This window comes from Acinetobacter venetianus RAG-1 = CIP 110063 (assembly GCF_000368585.1).
Classification (GTDB): Bacteria; Pseudomonadota; Gammaproteobacteria; order Pseudomonadales; family Moraxellaceae; genus Acinetobacter; species Acinetobacter venetianus.
In genome coordinates this window covers 117,911-133,894 of the sequence record NZ_KB849559.1, presented here as the reverse complement: position 1 = coordinate 133,894, position 15,984 = coordinate 117,911, and the positions used below count along the sequence as shown (strand labels likewise).

Sequence of the window (15,984 nt, the reverse complement as noted above, 5' to 3'; positions counted from 1 at the left end):
ACTTCATTGCAGCTATATTACTTGATCAGTCCATAAGCAACCCACTTTACATACAAAATTCTGCAATTTTTAGACGACATGGCAAGTCGTATTGATCCACCTCGAAATAAGACAGGCATGACTTTTTCACGTAAAATACGCATCAGTTCATAATAAGGATTTGCACAATGCCACCTTTTGTCTTGGTTGACGGGTCATATTTTTTATTTCGTGCTTTTCACGCTCTGCCGCCATTAACAACATCTACTGGCTTACACACCAACGCAATTCGTGGTGCAATTTCTGCAATCCAAAAATTGATGCGCCGTACTCAACCGACGCACATGGCAGTTATTTTCGATACACCTGAGCCAACATTTCGTCATAAATTATCGCCGATTTATAAAGGCGATCGCCCAAGCATGCCTGAGGAATTGTCTCAACAAATCCCATATTTACATGCATTAATTAAAGCTCTAGGCATTCCTTTATACAGTCTGCCGGGTGCTGAAGCAGATGATATTATTGGAACACTTACCAAACGTGCACTCTCGGAAGGTCATCATGTGCTCATCTCAACAGGTGACAAAGATATGGCGCAGTTAGTCAATGAGCATGTGAAACTTGAAGATAGTTTTAAAGAACGTGTACTCGATGAAGCAGGTGTTTTAGAAAAATTTGGGGTGCATCCACATCAAATTATCGATTATCTCACCCTCATGGGTGATGCCTCTGATGGCATCATGGGAGTACCAGGTGTTGGTGCAAAAACAGCAGCAAAACTCCTGACTGAATATGGCTCATTAAACAATATCATCGCCAATGTTGATCAGCTTAAAGGCAAAATTAGCCAAAATATTAAAGATAATTTAGACAACATCAAAATTGATCATCAGTTGGCCAGCATTGTCTGCGATCTTGATTTAGCTTTAGATTGGCATGATCTTAAACTTGCCAATCCAAACGTCGATCAACTCCGTGATCTTTACACTGAACTAGAATTCCGTAATCAATTACAGTCTTTGGATCATCCGAATAATCCAAACAGTTCTGCATATCAACAAACTTCAAAAAGTATCGTCAAAGCAGAACAAAAAACTGAGCAAGTTGTCACCGAAGATCATGCCAATCTTTCTAGTCAAGATGATCAACTCGGTACAGCCACCTATCATACGGTGCTCACCCAGCAAGATTGGAATGTATTGTTCGACCGAATGCAGCAAGCTGATCACTTTGCAATTGATACAGAAACCACCAATCTCGATTATCGCTTTGCGGAATTGGTTGGTTTTTCTATCGCCTTTGATGCGAATGATGCCTATTACGTACCTGTGGCACATGACTATGAAGGCGCACCTGAACAGCTTAATCGTGAGCAAGTTCTCGCTCAAATTAAAGCCATTCTTGAAAATGACAACGTCAGAAAAATTGGTCATCATTTAAAATATGATGCACATATCTTTGCTAACCATGGCATTCATATTCAAGGTTGGTATTTCGATACCATGCTCGCTTCATATGTATTCAATGCGGCTGCAACTCGACATGGTATGGATGATGTGGCACGAGTTTATCTCAGTCATCTCACGACAACTTTTGAGCAAATCGCTGGTAAAGGTGCAAAGCAAAAAACCTTTAATCAGATTGAACTCGAAATTGCAGCACATTACGCAGCCGAAGATGCCCATGTGACCTATCGTTTATATGAAGTACTCTCAGCAAAACTTAAAAGTCATCCTGAACTGGTCAATATCCTCCATAACATTGAAATGCCTGTGGCTCGCGTTTTGACAGGAATGGAAGAAGATGGGATTAAATTAGATCATCAATTTCTTGATCAACTCAGTGTCGAGTTTTCTGAAACGATGCAAACACTTGAGAATCAAGCGACTGAACTTGCAGGTGAAGCTTTTAATATCGCTTCACCTAAACAAGTGGGTGAAGTTCTGTTTGATCGTCTCGGCCTCAAAGGTGGCAAAAAAACTGCCACTGGTCAATACAGCACCAGTGAAAGTATCTTAGAGAAAATAGAGCACCCACTAGCGGAAGTTATTTTAGAACATCGTGGGTTGGCGAAACTTAAAAACACCTATACAGATCGCTTAGTTGAGCAATCACATGATTCAACACATCGTGTGCATACTAGCTACCATCAAGCACTCACAGCGACAGGTCGTTTGTCTTCAACTGATCCAAACTTACAAAATATTCCAATCCGCACACCCATTGGCCGTCAGATTCGTAGAGCCTTTATTGCACCTGAAGGACGCGTATTATTAGCAGCCGATTATTCACAAATCGAATTGCGTTTAATGGCACATTTTTCTCAAGACGATGCTTTAGTCCATGCTTTCCAACAAGGTCAAGATGTGCATCGCCGTACAGCATCTGAAGTTCTAGGTATCGCCATTGAAGATGTGACCAATGATCAACGTCGTCAAGCCAAAGCCGTCAACTTTGGTCTACTTTATGGCATGTCTGAGTTTGGCTTAACTCGCCAACTTGGTTTTACTCGCGAAGAATCACGTAGCTATATTGCGCGTTACTTCCAACGCTATCCAGGTGTTTTGGACTATATGGAACGTACACGTCAGATTGCGCGTGAACAAGGTTTTGTCGAAACGATTTTAGGTCGTCGTCTGTATACACCTGATATTTTGGCAAGCAATAAAATGATTAAACAAGCGGCTGAACGTGCAGCAATTAATGCACCACTCCAAGGCAGTGCAGCGGATATCATTAAACTAGCGATGATCGCAGTCGATAAAATGCTACCGAAAGATCAAGCCAAGCTGTTATTACAAGTACATGATGAATTGGTCTTTGAAGCAGATGCAGCGATTGCAGATGAACTTTCTAAGCAAGTTGCTGAAGTTATGCAATCTGTATTAGAAATTTCAGTGCCGTTTGTCGTTGAAGTCGGACAAGGTCTAAACTGGGACGCGGCCCACTAACATATAAGCTAAAAAAAGGGACTGTGTTGAACACAGTCCCTTTTTTTATTTTCAAACCAATTAAAGACCTGTTAATAACACCTTAGCGGCTTCATTCATTAAAATTTCAGCAACATATAATGCCAAGAATGCCAAAATTGGAGACAAATCGATCATGCCCATGTTTGGTAGTAAACGACGGAAAGGCGCAAGTAATGGTTCTGCAAGCTCTTGAATCACTTCAATATAAGGAGAGCGAGTTTGTGTAAACATCACTACCCAACTTAAAATAATGGTTGCAAAAATCAAATAACGACAGAAACGAATCAAATCTTGAATCATGGTCACAAAGGTTGTGATCACCAGATAAACTGCACTATGTGGCATTTGCCCTGACAAATACATCAAACCAAATATTTTCAGTAAGTAAAGAACAACCAACAGTGCTACAGCAGCCAAATTGACACGGCCCTTGCCTACTGTTGGAAAAATACGACTAAAAACGTCTACAACCTTGGTGGCTTTCACTGTCGAAAGCACCACAGGGTTGTAAGGACTTACTGCCGCCAATTGCATTAAAAAACGGAAAAAGACCAATAAAATTGCAACATTGATCAAAACACCAAAAATTAGCGCAGAACTTGCACCCATAATTGTCTTATCCTACTTAAACCGATTTAGTCTTGTCGCTCAACTCTTGTGCAAGCTCTTGGCTACGCTTTTGAGCTGCTGCAAGCGCTGCTTGAATGTTCTGTGAAATCTGAGCACGATCAAACACTTCTAAAGCCGCTTGAGTTGTACCATTTGGAGACGTCACATTTTTACGTAATTCCGCTGGAGAGTTTGAGCTCGTGATTGCCATTTGCGCTGCACCTAATGCAGTTTGTAAGGTCAAAGCTGTTGCTACTTTCTCATCCAAGCCTAAGTTTTTACCTGCACGAATCATACTTTCCATTAAATAGAAAAAATATGCAGGTCCAGAACCAGATACAGCTGTCACTGCATCAATTTGTGCCTCAGTATCTACCCAAATCGCCAAACCTGTCGCAGCAAGAATCTGACTGGTTAATTCACGATCCTGAGCATTTACGGCTTCAGATGCATAAATACCATGCGCACCCGTTTGAACAAGTGCAGGTGTATTTGGCATCACACGCACAATACGCTGACTACCACCAATCAGGTCTGAAATTGTTTGAATTTCAGCACCAGCAATAATCGAAATGACGAGTTTATCTGATAACAAATCTTTTAATGGTTGTAATACCGTTGCTAAAACTTGAGGTTTTACCGCCAATACAACGACATCTGCATTTTTAATTGCTTCAAGATTATCTGTTGTGGTTTGGATGCCTTTTTCTTCCAAAATTTGGCGAATTTGCTCAACAGGATCAGAAACCGTGATACGGGTTGTTGGCAATCCACGCGAAAGCAATCCCCCAATCAAGGCTTGCGCCATATTACCACCGCCAATAAAACAGATATTTTGATTCAATGATGTCGCCATGTTCTACTCGTCATGTAAAAAAGACTGAAAAGAAAAATTATTACAGTCAGTAATTAAACTTGGTTGCCAACCGCCCTGCTCTAGATAATCAGATTGCGCCAACCAAAAACCTTTTGGGCTAAAGACCCCAAGCATAACATTATCCAAGACTAATATTTGAATTGTATGACGTAACCAAGGCAAAATCTGTGCTTCTTGAATTGCTTTTTTCAGTGGCCAATGTCCAACTCGCCCATAGAGATGAATTTTCTCACCACCTTGACGCTTAATCAGCTTTAAATTTTGTCCTAATAATTTTGTTGAAAGCCCAATTTTTTGCATATCAATTCTATATCCTCCTGAAGCCACCTGAATAAAATCACCAATTTGATAATGCTGCTCTATGCAATTGGGGAACGGAGAAACTTTTTCTGCATACAACTCATCATAGCGAAGTCGATACAATTTCTTTTGATAACGCACATAATAATACTGATTGATATGCAAAGTAGCTTGAGCATCAGGCTTTGCTAAAATCACTTCCTGCTGTAGGCGTTGCACCATGTCAAAGCTAGGTCGATATTGGTCTGCTCCTTTGATCCATGCTGAGAGTAATTGACGTTGTCGTGCTTCAGTTCGCTGCAAAAGCGCATCCAAATCTAAGACATTTTCAGTCACACATTGCTGTATATCGTTTTGTAAAACATCATTTAAGATTTCAACAGTGTCTTGCATTAAATAGCTGCTACGCGATATTGCATCCTGCATTTTGGGAAAACGTTGTTGTAAAACAGGCCAAAGCATTTCTCGACACCATGCACGATCATAATGCGTATCATGATTGGTTGGATCAGTCACATAATCAAGACTGAGTTGCTGTGTCCACTGTTCAATACGATCGCGACTTAACTCGAGAAAGGGTCGCCAAATGGTCATCTCACGACGAATATCTATCCGTTGCATTGCAGACAAACCATTTACACCAGCACCCGAAAGCAAGCGCAATAATACTGTCTCAGCCTGATCTTGCTGATGATGGGCCAATACGAGAATTTCATTGGCTTGTAAATGCTGCTGATAAGCTTGATAACGTGCTTGGCGTGCTTGTTGTTCTAGATTCCCTGTTTGAACCGAAACTTTTTGAATAATGCAGGGAATATTGAGTTGATCTGAATGCTGTTGAACTAATGCCCCCCAAGCTCGGCTCGCCTGTTGCAATTGATGATCAACATAGATGGCACGAGTACGTGTTGGGAAAAGTTCAGCCATCAGATACAGCAACAGCATGGAATCCATGCCGCCGCTACACCCAATCAAAAATTGAGTTTGTTCTGAGAAATGCTGTGTCTCTGTTAAGACGCGATGCCTAAATTGCTGCTTCCAAACTTCATTAAACGTTGATAACGTGCTTCGCATCGTTCTTGAGCACCCATTGGTTGCAATTCATCTAAGGCTTGCTTTAATACAGCTTTTAAATCATGCATGACTTGCTCAGGGTTTAAATGCGCCCCCTCACCTTCATCCACAACATATTCAACAACACCTAAAGTTTTTAACTTATCTGCTGTTAACGCAAGTGCTTCACTCGCTTGAGCCGCTTTATCTGCTGTTTTCCATAAAATAGACGCACAGCCTTCTGGAGAAATAACAGAATAAATACTATGTGACAACATGATCACGCGATCCGCCACTCCAATCCCGAGTGCACCACCCGAACCACCTTCACCTAAAACCGTTGCGATTACTGGCACTTTTAAGTTTGAAAGTTGCGCCAAACTCGTTGCAATTGCTTCGGCTTGACCACGTTCTTCCGCACCAACACCTGGATATGCACCCATGGTATCAACGAAAGTAAACACAGGTAAGTTAAAACGTTCCGCCATATCGAGTAAACGCTGTGACTTACGATAGCCTTCTGGGTTACACATACCGAAGTTATGCTGCAACTTCTCACGGGTACTACGCCCACGATGTTGACCCACGACCATCACTGGTTGACCATCAAAACGTGCAAGTCCACCAATCATCGCACCGTCATCACCATATAAACGGTCACCATGAAGTGCATCAAATTCAGTAAAGATTTCACTGACATAATCTAGAAATTGCGGACGTTCAGGATGTCGTGCAATTTGAACCGTAGCCCAAGCCTTGGACTGAGTCGCTTTATTTTTCATAAGTCGTAGATAATCCCTAACAAGGATGTATTGTTAATCAACAAAATTGTCTGACTGAATATTTAACTCAATGTCCCAATGCTTAAACTGCACCTGCTCATCATGCAGATCAGCAACCAATAAAGGCCATTGTTTAGCATCGCCAGAAACGCTTAGCTGCCATTGTTGATCATTTACAACACTCAGTTCAATGGCAGGAAGCATCTGATCACTACGACTATGGTTCAGCAAAACTGCGAGACGGAGCAATAAACAAAGATAAAGTAAATGGCTACCGCCCACCTTCATCACGTCATTTTTTGCATCTGCTCGTAACTTACGACGATGATGCGAAACCAGATGTGAGAGATGATTTTGGTCAATTTGCGAAAAACCTGGAATGTCAGAATGTTGTAGCAAATAAGCTCCATGACGGTGATAACCACCATGACTAATTGCCAAACCGATTTCATGTAAATATGCAGCCCGTCGCAGTAAGTCACTGTCTTCAGTAGTTAAATGCAAAGATTGCGCAACCCCATCGAAAAGTTGCTGTGCTGTATTTACCACTCGTTCTGCTTGTTTTGGGTCTGCGTTATATCGCCCCATTAATGCTTGCACACTACGATCACGAATATCTTCATGCTTGAAACGGCCTAACAAGTCATACATGACACCTTCACGTAATGCACCGTCAGAATATGCCAACTTATCGATATCTAATACTTCATAAATGGCATATAAAATCGCAAGACCAGCTGGCAAAACTGCTCGACGATCTTCACGCAGCCCTTCAAAATCAATTTCTGAAACATTCTTAAATTTCAGCAAACGATCTTTTAACTTATATAAGCCTTCACGCGTTAAATTTTCTTGTTCGTCACTTAAACCTAAATTTACTGAGATTTGACGACAAGCTTTAATTGTTCCACTTGAGCCAACAACAGTATCCCAACCTTCTGATTTGTAAGTATTCGCAATTGCAGAGAGTTCTTTACGGGCAGCAACCACTGCTTTATCAAATGCTTTACTGGTGATTTCGCCATCAGCAAAATAAGCTTTGCTATATGCTACACAACCCATTTGTAATGATTCAGTATGTAATGGCTCAAACTCTTCACCGATAATAAATTCCGTTGAACCACCACCAATATCAACCACTAAACGTCGACCACCATTGGCCATGGTATGTGAAACGCCCAGATAAATGAGGCGAGCCTCTTCACGACCAGCAATAATTTCAATCGGTTTGGGTAAAATTTCTGCTGCTTTTTGAATAAATTCGTGGCCGTTTTTCGCTTGTCTTAATGCATTTGTCGCAACAATCCTTAAACGATTCGGTTGCACTGAACTTAATCGCCCAACAAAACGAGCTAAACATGCAAGCCCACGTTGCTGGGCAGCCTCTGTTAAATTCTTATTTTCATCTAGTCCAGCAGCTAACTGTACTTTTTCTGACATTGAAGCAACTTTCTTAACTTCACCGTGATCAACACGAGCAATTGCGAGATGGAAACTATTCGATCCCATATCAATCGCAGCAAGCAATTCTTCATCAATCAGAAAATCAGACATTATTTATATAAACCCATGTTCAATTCACGCATTAGAGTAATTCACATGCTTACAATTTTAAAGTCATTTTAAGCAATAAAAGTACCGTATTTAATTTTTTTATTGCTGAAATGATTGTTTATGTCGATGCTCAACATCGTCAGCATCCATTGGACTTTTATCTACTAAACTTGAATAATCAGAACAAACCCTTACATTGAGTAAAGTAGCAATGTAATATTCATCTTGATGATGATTGAATTCGCACTTTATTTCTTATTTTTGGAGCAACCTCATGTCTGCGACTATTGTTAATACAACTGATGAAAACTTCCAAGCAGATGTTTTAGATGCTGAAACTCCTGTACTTGTTGACTTTTGGGCAGGCTGGTGTGCGCCATGTAAAGCAATCGCACCTGTACTTGAAGACTTATCTAACGAATATGCAGGTAAAGTAAAAATCGTTAAAGTCGATGTGACTGCATGTGAAGATACAGCTGTGAAATACAATATCCGTAATATTCCAGCACTATTAATGTTCAAAGGCGGTGAAGTTGTCGCTCAGCAAGTCGGTGCTGCACCACGTTCAAAACTTGCTGCATTTATTGATCAAAATATCTAATTTAATTTAGGTTATCGATCCCTCAGAAATACGCTATGCAATTGATGGCGTATTTCTGAGTTTACATTGACAAATTTCTTTATTTAACCTATATTACCGGATCAAGAAGCTTTGAATGGAATCTACTTCATTGCACTTCTTACAAGACACAAAACATAAGATCGCCGCTCGGCAATAACAATTGTTTTCACATTTCTCTCTGAAACAATGAACCAGACTACTGAATTGTGGTTGTGTAAATACAATTACATCAGCATGTATGTATGCGGTCGATTTTTACTCTTTCCCTAACATAGTCCTCCACTTATTCCATTCTGTCTGACCACTTATGAACTTAACTGAACTCAAGAAAAAACCCATTGGCGAACTCATTAAAATTGCGGAGTTTATGGGCCTTGAAGGCATGGCGCGTAACCGTAAACAAGATATTATTTTTGCTATTTTAAAACGCCATGCAATGAATGGCGAAGAAATTTTTGGTGATGGCGTTCTAGAAATCCTTTCTGATGGTTTTGGTTTCTTACGCTCTGCGGCTGGTTCATATTTAGCAGGCCCTGATGACATTTATGTCAGCCCATCACAAATTCGCCGCTTTAATTTACGTACTGGTGATACCATTACAGGTACTATTCGCCCACCAAAAGAAGGCGAACGTTATTTTGCTTTATTAAAAGTAAACCAAATTAACTACGATACACCTGAAAACTCACGTAATAAAATTCTATTTGAAAACCTTACGCCATTATTCCCAACCGAACAATTGGTTATGGAACTCGGTAACGGTACAACAGAAGATTTAACCTCCCGTGTCGTCGACTTGATCGCACCAATCGGTAAAGGTCAACGTTCTATTATTGTTGCACCACCGAAAGCGGGTAAAACAATGTTGCTGCAAACAATTGCTCAATCAATTGTGCGTAATAACCCAGAAGTCTTCTTAATTGTACTTTTAATTGACGAACGTCCTGAAGAAGTGACTGAAATGGAGCGTACCGTTCGCGGCGAAGTGGTTGCATCAACATTTGATGAAGCACCTGCTCGTCATGTTCAAGTTGCCGAAATGGTCATCGAAAAAGCGAAACGCCTAGTTGAACATAAAAAAGATGTTGTGATTCTACTCGACTCAATTACCCGTTTAGCACGTGCATACAATACTGTGATCCCATCATCAGGCAAGGTGCTTACAGGTGGTGTGGATGCTCATGCTTTGGAACGTCCAAAACGTTTCTTCGGTGCTGCACGTAATATTGAAGAAGGTGGTTCACTCACAATTATTTCTACTGCTCTTATTGAAACGGGCAGTAAGATGGATGACGTGATCTACGAAGAATTCAAAGGTACAGGTAACCAAGAGATTACACTTGATCGTCGTATTGCTGAAAAACGTGTATTCCCAGCAATGAATATCAAGAAATCTGGTACTCGCCGTGAAGAACGCCTTATGGGCGAAGAAAATCTACGTAAGGTTTGGATTTTACGTAAGTTACTACATCCAATGGATGAGCTTGCAGCGATGGAATTCTTATTAGATCGCATGAAAGAAACCAAAACCAATGATGATTTCTTTGATCAAATGAAACGAAAAGCATCAACCTAAATCATTATTTAAAAAGCTACCTTAATGGTAGCTTTTTTTATTTGGTTGACAGGATTACATAATATTTACATTTTGATTTAAATTCTCACAAAAACATCAATCCTTTGTTTTATATATTATTTTTTAAGAAAAATCAGAAAGATACAGCCTAAAACCGATATTAAATAAAATAATTATAGTTATTTTCTATCAAAAAAAAGCCAAATTCTGTCCATTTTTGTCGTTTTGTTGGACAGAACAGTAGTAATTCATGATTTGCTTTGATACGATAGCTCCAGACCAGTTAGGCTGCTCCCTGCGTTGTTACCTAAAGCGTTTAGGAATAATAAAAGCACAAACAGACTAGCTCAGGTTTTTTTTAATCTCACAATTTTATGAGAGTGATGCCATGTTATTCAAAAAATTTGCTGTTGTTGCTGCTATTGCTACTACTTTAGCTTTCGTTGGTTGCTCTAAGAAAGAAGAAGCTCCAGCTGCTGACGCTAACGCTGCTGCTTCTGAAGCTGTAGCTGCTGCTTCTGAAGCTACTGATGCTGTTGAAGCTGCTGCTTCTGACGTTGCTGCTGCTGCTTCTGACGTTGCTGAAGCTGCTTCTGACGTTGCTGCTTCTGAAGCTGCTCCAGCGTCTGCTGCTCAATAATCTATTTATAGATTATAAAAAAGAGAACCTTTCGGTTCTCTTTTTTTATGCTCAGAATTTGTATTATTTAAACAGAAATAAAAAAAGCAGATCAATCGATCTGCTCATTTCCAACGCGCTGTCTAAATTTTTGACCCGCTCTGAATGTCACCACACGACGGGCTGAGATTGGAATCTCCTCACCAGTCTTAGGATTACGTCCAGGACGTTCGCGTTTATCACGTAATTCAAAATTGCCAAACCCTGATAGTTTGACTTGTTCGCCAGCGATTAATGCTTGGCTGATCTCATCAAAAAATAACTCGACCATTTGTTTTGCTTCACGGCGATTTAAGCTAGTAAGCTCACTCAAATGGTCCGCCATCTCTGCTTTTGTTAATGCTGTCATGAGGCCCTCAATGTCGCTTGGTAAGTGTTTTCCAACACTTGAATAATGTTATCCATACCAGATTTAATTTCAGCATCTTCAAGCGTACGAGTTGGATGTTGCCATAACAATGCAAATGCCAAAGAGCGCTTACCTTGTTCAACCCCTTGCCCCGTATACACATCAAACAACCATGTTGAGTCTAATAACTCTCCACCAGTTTGCTTAATTAACCGCTGAATATCTCTTACCTCAATCTTATCAGAGATTAAAAGCGCAATATCACGTCTAACCGATGGAAAACGTGATAATTCTGTAAAATTAGATACATAAGATTGCAAAACAGCCTGTTGGTCAAGCTCTGCAACCCAAGTAATGCCCAAATCGAGTGCATTTTCTAAAGATGGGTGTAATCGCCCTAAATAGCCAATTGACTTTCCATCAAGCAAAATTTCAGCAGATTGTCCTGGATGTAACCAAGCTCGCTCACTACGTGCGTACTCAACGTTGATACGACCTGCTGCCAAAACTTCCTCAATTTCTCCTTTAAAATCGAAGAAATCCATTGCTTGTGGCTTTGTATGCCATGACTCAGGTACTAAAGAGCCAACAGCGATTAGTGCTAAAGTTTGGATTTGCTTAAGATCATGAATATCTTTTGCATCTTGGTAATCAAAACGTAAACCTAACTCGAAGAAACGCACACGCTGCTGTTGACGGTTTAAGTTGTATTGCACACAAGGAATTAAGCTTGATAATAAAGTACTACGCATTGCCGCCAAATCACTTGAAATTGGATTAGCAAGCATCAAAGGCTGTACATTTGGATTAAGTTGTTTTTCAAGTTTAGCATCAGCAAAACTAAAACTAATTGCTTCTTGATAACCCAATGTTGCAACAGTTTGACGTAGCTGAGCCGTTTCAAAACGATCTTGGTACGTCTCTAATTTCACGTCAATTTTTGGCAAACTGATCTGAATATTATCGTAACCATCAATACGAGCAACTTCTTCGATGAGGTCTTGATAGATTGCCATATCATAACGATGTGATGGTGGTACAACACTCCACTCACCTTGCGCAATCGTTTCAACCACACAACCCAAACGAGTCAGTGCATCAGCAATAAAATCACCCGCAACTTGATAGCCAAGCAATTGATCAACTTGTGCTTGTTGCAGCTTAATCGCTTCACGTTTTGGCAATAAATCTGTTTGTTCCGCCACTGTAATTGGTGCAAATTCACCACCAGCGAAAGCTTGAATAAGTTCAGATGCACGATGCATCGCGATCATAGGTAATTCAAAATCAACACCACGTTCATAACGCTGTGATGAGTCAGTATGCAAGCCAAAACGACGTGCACGACCAGCAATTGCTAATGGCGCAAAAAAAGCACTTTCAAGAAAAATATCTTGCGTATCATCAGTGACCGACGAAGCTAATCCCCCCATAATCCCTGCGATTGCCAAAGCTTTCTGATCATCAGCAATGACCATGATGTCATCTTGCAATTCAACGTCTTGATCATTCAACAATGTTAATTTTTCTTGTGGTTGCGCTTGACGGACTTGAATTGGACCTTCAATTTTAGCTAAGTCAAAGGCATGCATCGGTTGACCTAGTTCAAGTAAGACATAGTTAGTGATATCAACCAAAATACTATGGCTACGGATCCCTGAACGCGTTAACGCTTGTTCCATCCACTCAGGAGTAGCTGCTTTAACATTTACTTTTTTAATGATACGACCTAAATAACGAGGTGTGCCTTCTGTGCTAATCGTTACGGTTTTCTCATCGCTAATGGTTGCTGCAATTGATTGAATTTGAGGTTCATTGACTTGTAATTGGTTAATGACAGCAATTTCACGCGCAATACCACGAATACTAAAACAGTCACCACGGTTTGGCGTGATACTGATATCAATCACATTGTCATCAAGTTTCAAATATTCACGAATATTCACGCCCACTGGTGCATCAGCAGGTAATTCCAACAAACCATCAATTTTGTCTTCTAAATCAATCTCAGAAGCACCACACAGCATCCCTTGTGATTCTACACCACGCAATTTTCCTTTTTTAATTTTAAAATCACCCGGTAACACCGCACCTATTGTTGCAACAGGCGCTTTCATTCCAACATGAACATTTGGAGCACCACATACAATTTGTAAAGGCTCACCTGAACCAATATTTACTGTCGTTACACGTAAGCGATCAGCATCTGGATGCTGTTCAACCGTGAGAACTTCACCAATCACCACACCTGTGAATGGCTTCGCAACTGGTGCGAGTTCATCCACCTCTAAACCAAGCATAGTCAACTGATCAGAAAGTGCTTCACTATCAATCGCTGGATTTACCCAAGTGCGTAACCAATTTTCACTAATTTTCATCTGTATAAACCTTATTTAATCCTGAAAAACTATTAGGCAAACTGGCGTAAGAAACGCACATCGTTTTGATAGAACATACGTAAATCATTGATGCCATAACGCAACATCGCAAAACGCTCTACCCCTAAACCAAAAGCAAAGCCTTTGTATTTATCAGGATCAATCCCTGCAGCACGAAGTACATTTGGATGCACCATGCCACAACCTAAAACTTCTAACCAACGACCGCGCTCATCCATAATATCCACTTCTGCACTTGGTTCTGTGAATGGGAAATAAGATGGGCGGAAACGTACTTTTAAATCTTTTTCAAAGAATTCATTGAGTAGGTTAATCAATAAGCCTTTCAACTCAGCAAAACTGGTATTTTCAGCAACATACAACCCTTCGATCTGATGGAACATTGGCGAATGGGTTTGGTCAGAGTCACAACGATACACACGACCCGGACACACAATACGAATTGGTGGCTGACTCGTTTCCATGGTCCGAATTTGTACGCCTGATGTATGTGTACGAAGCAAATGTTTGGCATCAAAATAGAAAGTATCGTGCATTGCACGTGCTGGATGATGCCCTGGAATATTTAAGGCTTCGAAATTATGGTAGTCATCTTCTACTTCTGGACCATGTGCAACTTGGAAACCAGCTTTAGTAAAGAATTGGCAAATACGTCCTTGTACTTGCGTCACAGGATGAATACTTCCCATACGCTGACCGCGACCAGGCAAAGTAATATCAATCGTTTCACTTGCTAATTTTTTTGCAAGCTCGGCTTGTTGTAATGTCTGTTGACGCTCAGTCAATGCTGCATTAATTGCTTCACGAACAGCGTGAATCGCAGCACCTTGTACTTTACGCTCTTCAGGATCCATTTTTCCAAGTGCTTTCGACTGCTCTGCAAGCTGGCTTTTTTTCCCTGTAAATTGCACACGGGTTTGATCGAGTGCAGCAAGGTCTTGAGCCGCTGCAATGGCAGCAAGCGCTTCAGTGGTCAGGGCTTCCAGTGACATAGTAACTCTCAAAGCAACAAAATTTAAAAATATAATAAAACGCTATAGTTTATCAGCTTTTTACCTGTTTTATGAAGCTAAACCGTGGTTAAAATTGGAGTCTTAATAGGTTTTACTTTATGGATGAAACAATAATAATATGAAATAGATACAGTTATTTGTCGTTAACGCTAGCCAATAATTTAATAAAATGTATAAGATAACGATATCGTCAATGAGAAATGACCAAGATGGCACTTGATCAAATTTGGAAGCAACAGCTCACACTTGTCACATACGGTAATGAGTTTCTATCTGGAGATCTCAATTTCAGCCGTTGGATTGAACATCCAATCTTCGAGCAACACAGTTTCAACTTTCGTGACTTGATATCGCAACATTTACTGGCACAACATTTCCAAATTTGGCTTGAAGGCCTAAAAAAACAAGGTGTAAAGAAGTTAAGCCTACATTTATCGAACTTGCTAAATGATGAACAAAACCCAAATGCCAATGTTGAACTACTCCCTTTTGCTCACTTTATCGTAAGCCACCAAGCCAATAAAAAGACAGCTTGGATCTGTGGGCATGAACTCGCAGAATGGTATAACAGTGATAATGATTTTGAAGCGCCAACTTCTCAAAGAAACCCTTTAAGACAAGAGATTTTTTGGGGCTATACCCTAAATGATAAACTTGCAAAAAAAGTTGATATTGATCTACAAAAGCTAAATTGGAATGATGTAACAAAGTACTTGGAGCGAGAACTCTTTGACAGCAAATACGCTCAATACTTCTCAGAACCAGCACAACAAGACTTCCCATTTTATGGTTATGAAGTTGACCATAGCAGTATTTCAAGTCATCAACTTGCAATTATTCCAACAGATTATCCAGCTGATTGCGCCCATCGTTTGCTACATCGTTGCGAAGCATTGACCGAGTATTTAGAACAACAAAGACAGCATCCTTATAATGAAGCTGGTGAACTGATTAGCCCTGAAGAGCAAATTAATTTACGTAATTTTTCCCAAAAGACGGATGATTTATTTTCTAAACTGATTGTAAAAATAGCGAACCATTATCAAACTGCCGAGCTGACCACTGAGCCAGAAATCATTGATAGAACGATGGAAACATCACAACATTTCAATCAAGCGCAACATCATAAAGTCAGCACGTCTAGTGTGATTAAACTCATTGTTATCACAGTTATTATATGTATCGCAGCTTATTATTTTGGACTATAAAATCCATCA

The 15,984-nt window shown here is 40.2% G+C and carries 13 protein-coding genes; 5 read left to right on the top strand and 8 right to left on the bottom strand.

Annotated features, from left to right (window positions below):
- Nucleotides 1–167 precede the first annotated feature (167 nt).
- Nucleotides 168–2,933, top strand: a complete 2,766-nt coding sequence (gene polA / locus F959_RS15290; RefSeq protein ID WP_004881804.1) for a DNA polymerase I — start codon at nt 168–170, stop codon at nt 2,931–2,933.
- A 60-nt stretch (nt 2,934–2,993) separates the two neighbouring features.
- Here the strand turns inward: polA and F959_RS15285 are convergent, their stop codons facing one another.
- The 5 genes from F959_RS15285 to ppx are packed head-to-tail and all read right to left on the bottom strand — an operon-like array spanning nt 2,994 to nt 8,129.
- Entirely contained in the window at nt 2,994–3,563 is a 570-nt protein-coding gene (locus tag F959_RS15285) for a YggT family protein (protein WP_004881803.1), read from the bottom strand.
- 16 nt (nt 3,564–3,579) lie between these two features.
- Complete coding sequence (gene proC, locus F959_RS15280) at nt 3,580–4,419, bottom strand: pyrroline-5-carboxylate reductase (RefSeq protein WP_004881802.1); 840 nt, start codon at nt 4,417–4,419, stop codon at nt 3,580–3,582.
- Nucleotides 4,420–4,422: 3 nt separating this feature from the next.
- The gene (gene tilS, locus F959_RS15275; RefSeq protein ID WP_080585261.1) at nt 4,423–5,814 is read right to left on the bottom strand and encodes a tRNA lysidine(34) synthetase TilS; all 1,392 of its coding nucleotides are present in this window, start codon (nt 5,812–5,814) and stop codon (nt 4,423–4,425) included.
- Complete coding sequence (locus F959_RS15270) at nt 5,751–6,575, bottom strand: acetyl-CoA carboxylase carboxyltransferase subunit alpha (RefSeq protein WP_004881800.1); 825 nt, start codon at nt 6,573–6,575, stop codon at nt 5,751–5,753. The genes tilS and F959_RS15270 overlap by 64 nt, the downstream gene beginning before the upstream one ends.
- Nucleotides 6,576–6,608: 33 nt before the next feature.
- On the bottom strand, nt 6,609–8,129 hold the full coding sequence (gene ppx, locus F959_RS15265) for an exopolyphosphatase (RefSeq protein ID WP_004881799.1): 1,521 nt from the start codon (nt 8,127–8,129) through the stop codon (nt 6,609–6,611).
- Nucleotides 8,130–8,403: 274 nt separating this feature from the next.
- On the opposite strand from ppx, the gene trxA reads away from it, so the two are divergent.
- From trxA to F959_RS15250, 3 genes are all read left to right on the top strand, one after another.
- The gene (gene trxA / locus F959_RS15260; RefSeq protein WP_004881797.1) at nt 8,404–8,730 is read left to right on the top strand and encodes a thioredoxin; all 327 of its coding nucleotides are present in this window, start codon (nt 8,404–8,406) and stop codon (nt 8,728–8,730) included.
- A 328-nt stretch (nt 8,731–9,058) separates the two neighbouring features.
- Nucleotides 9,059–10,327, top strand: a complete 1,269-nt coding sequence (rho, locus tag F959_RS15255) for a transcription termination factor Rho (protein ID WP_004881796.1) — start codon at nt 9,059–9,061, stop codon at nt 10,325–10,327.
- 388 nt (nt 10,328–10,715) lie between these two features.
- On the top strand, nt 10,716–10,967 hold the full coding sequence (locus F959_RS15250; RefSeq protein ID WP_004881793.1) for a hypothetical protein: 252 nt from the start codon (nt 10,716–10,718) through the stop codon (nt 10,965–10,967).
- 91 nt (nt 10,968–11,058) lie between these two features.
- Here the strand turns inward: F959_RS15250 and F959_RS15245 are convergent, their stop codons facing one another.
- The 3 genes from F959_RS15245 to pheS are packed head-to-tail and all read right to left on the bottom strand — an operon-like array spanning nt 11,059 to nt 14,746.
- Complete coding sequence (locus F959_RS15245; protein ID WP_004664224.1) at nt 11,059–11,355, bottom strand: integration host factor subunit alpha; 297 nt, start codon at nt 11,353–11,355, stop codon at nt 11,059–11,061.
- Nucleotides 11,352–13,733 carry a phenylalanine--tRNA ligase subunit beta gene (gene pheT / locus F959_RS15240; protein WP_004881792.1) on the bottom strand — a complete coding sequence of 794 codons (2,382 nt, stop codon included), beginning with the start codon at nt 13,731–13,733 and terminating at the stop codon, nt 11,352–11,354. The genes F959_RS15245 and pheT overlap by 4 nt, the downstream gene beginning before the upstream one ends.
- Nucleotides 13,734–13,765: 32 nt before the next feature.
- Nucleotides 13,766–14,746 carry a phenylalanine--tRNA ligase subunit alpha gene (pheS, locus tag F959_RS15235; RefSeq protein WP_004881791.1) on the bottom strand — a complete coding sequence of 327 codons (981 nt, stop codon included), beginning with the start codon at nt 14,744–14,746 and terminating at the stop codon, nt 13,766–13,768.
- Between the two features lie 230 nt (nt 14,747–14,976).
- Here pheS and F959_RS15230 point away from each other — a divergent pair, with 230 nt between their 5' ends.
- A complete protein-coding gene (locus F959_RS15230) occupies nt 14,977–15,975 on the top strand; it encodes a hypothetical protein (RefSeq protein ID WP_004881790.1) in 999 nt (332 codons plus the stop codon).
- Nucleotides 15,976–15,984: the final 9 nt, after the last annotated feature.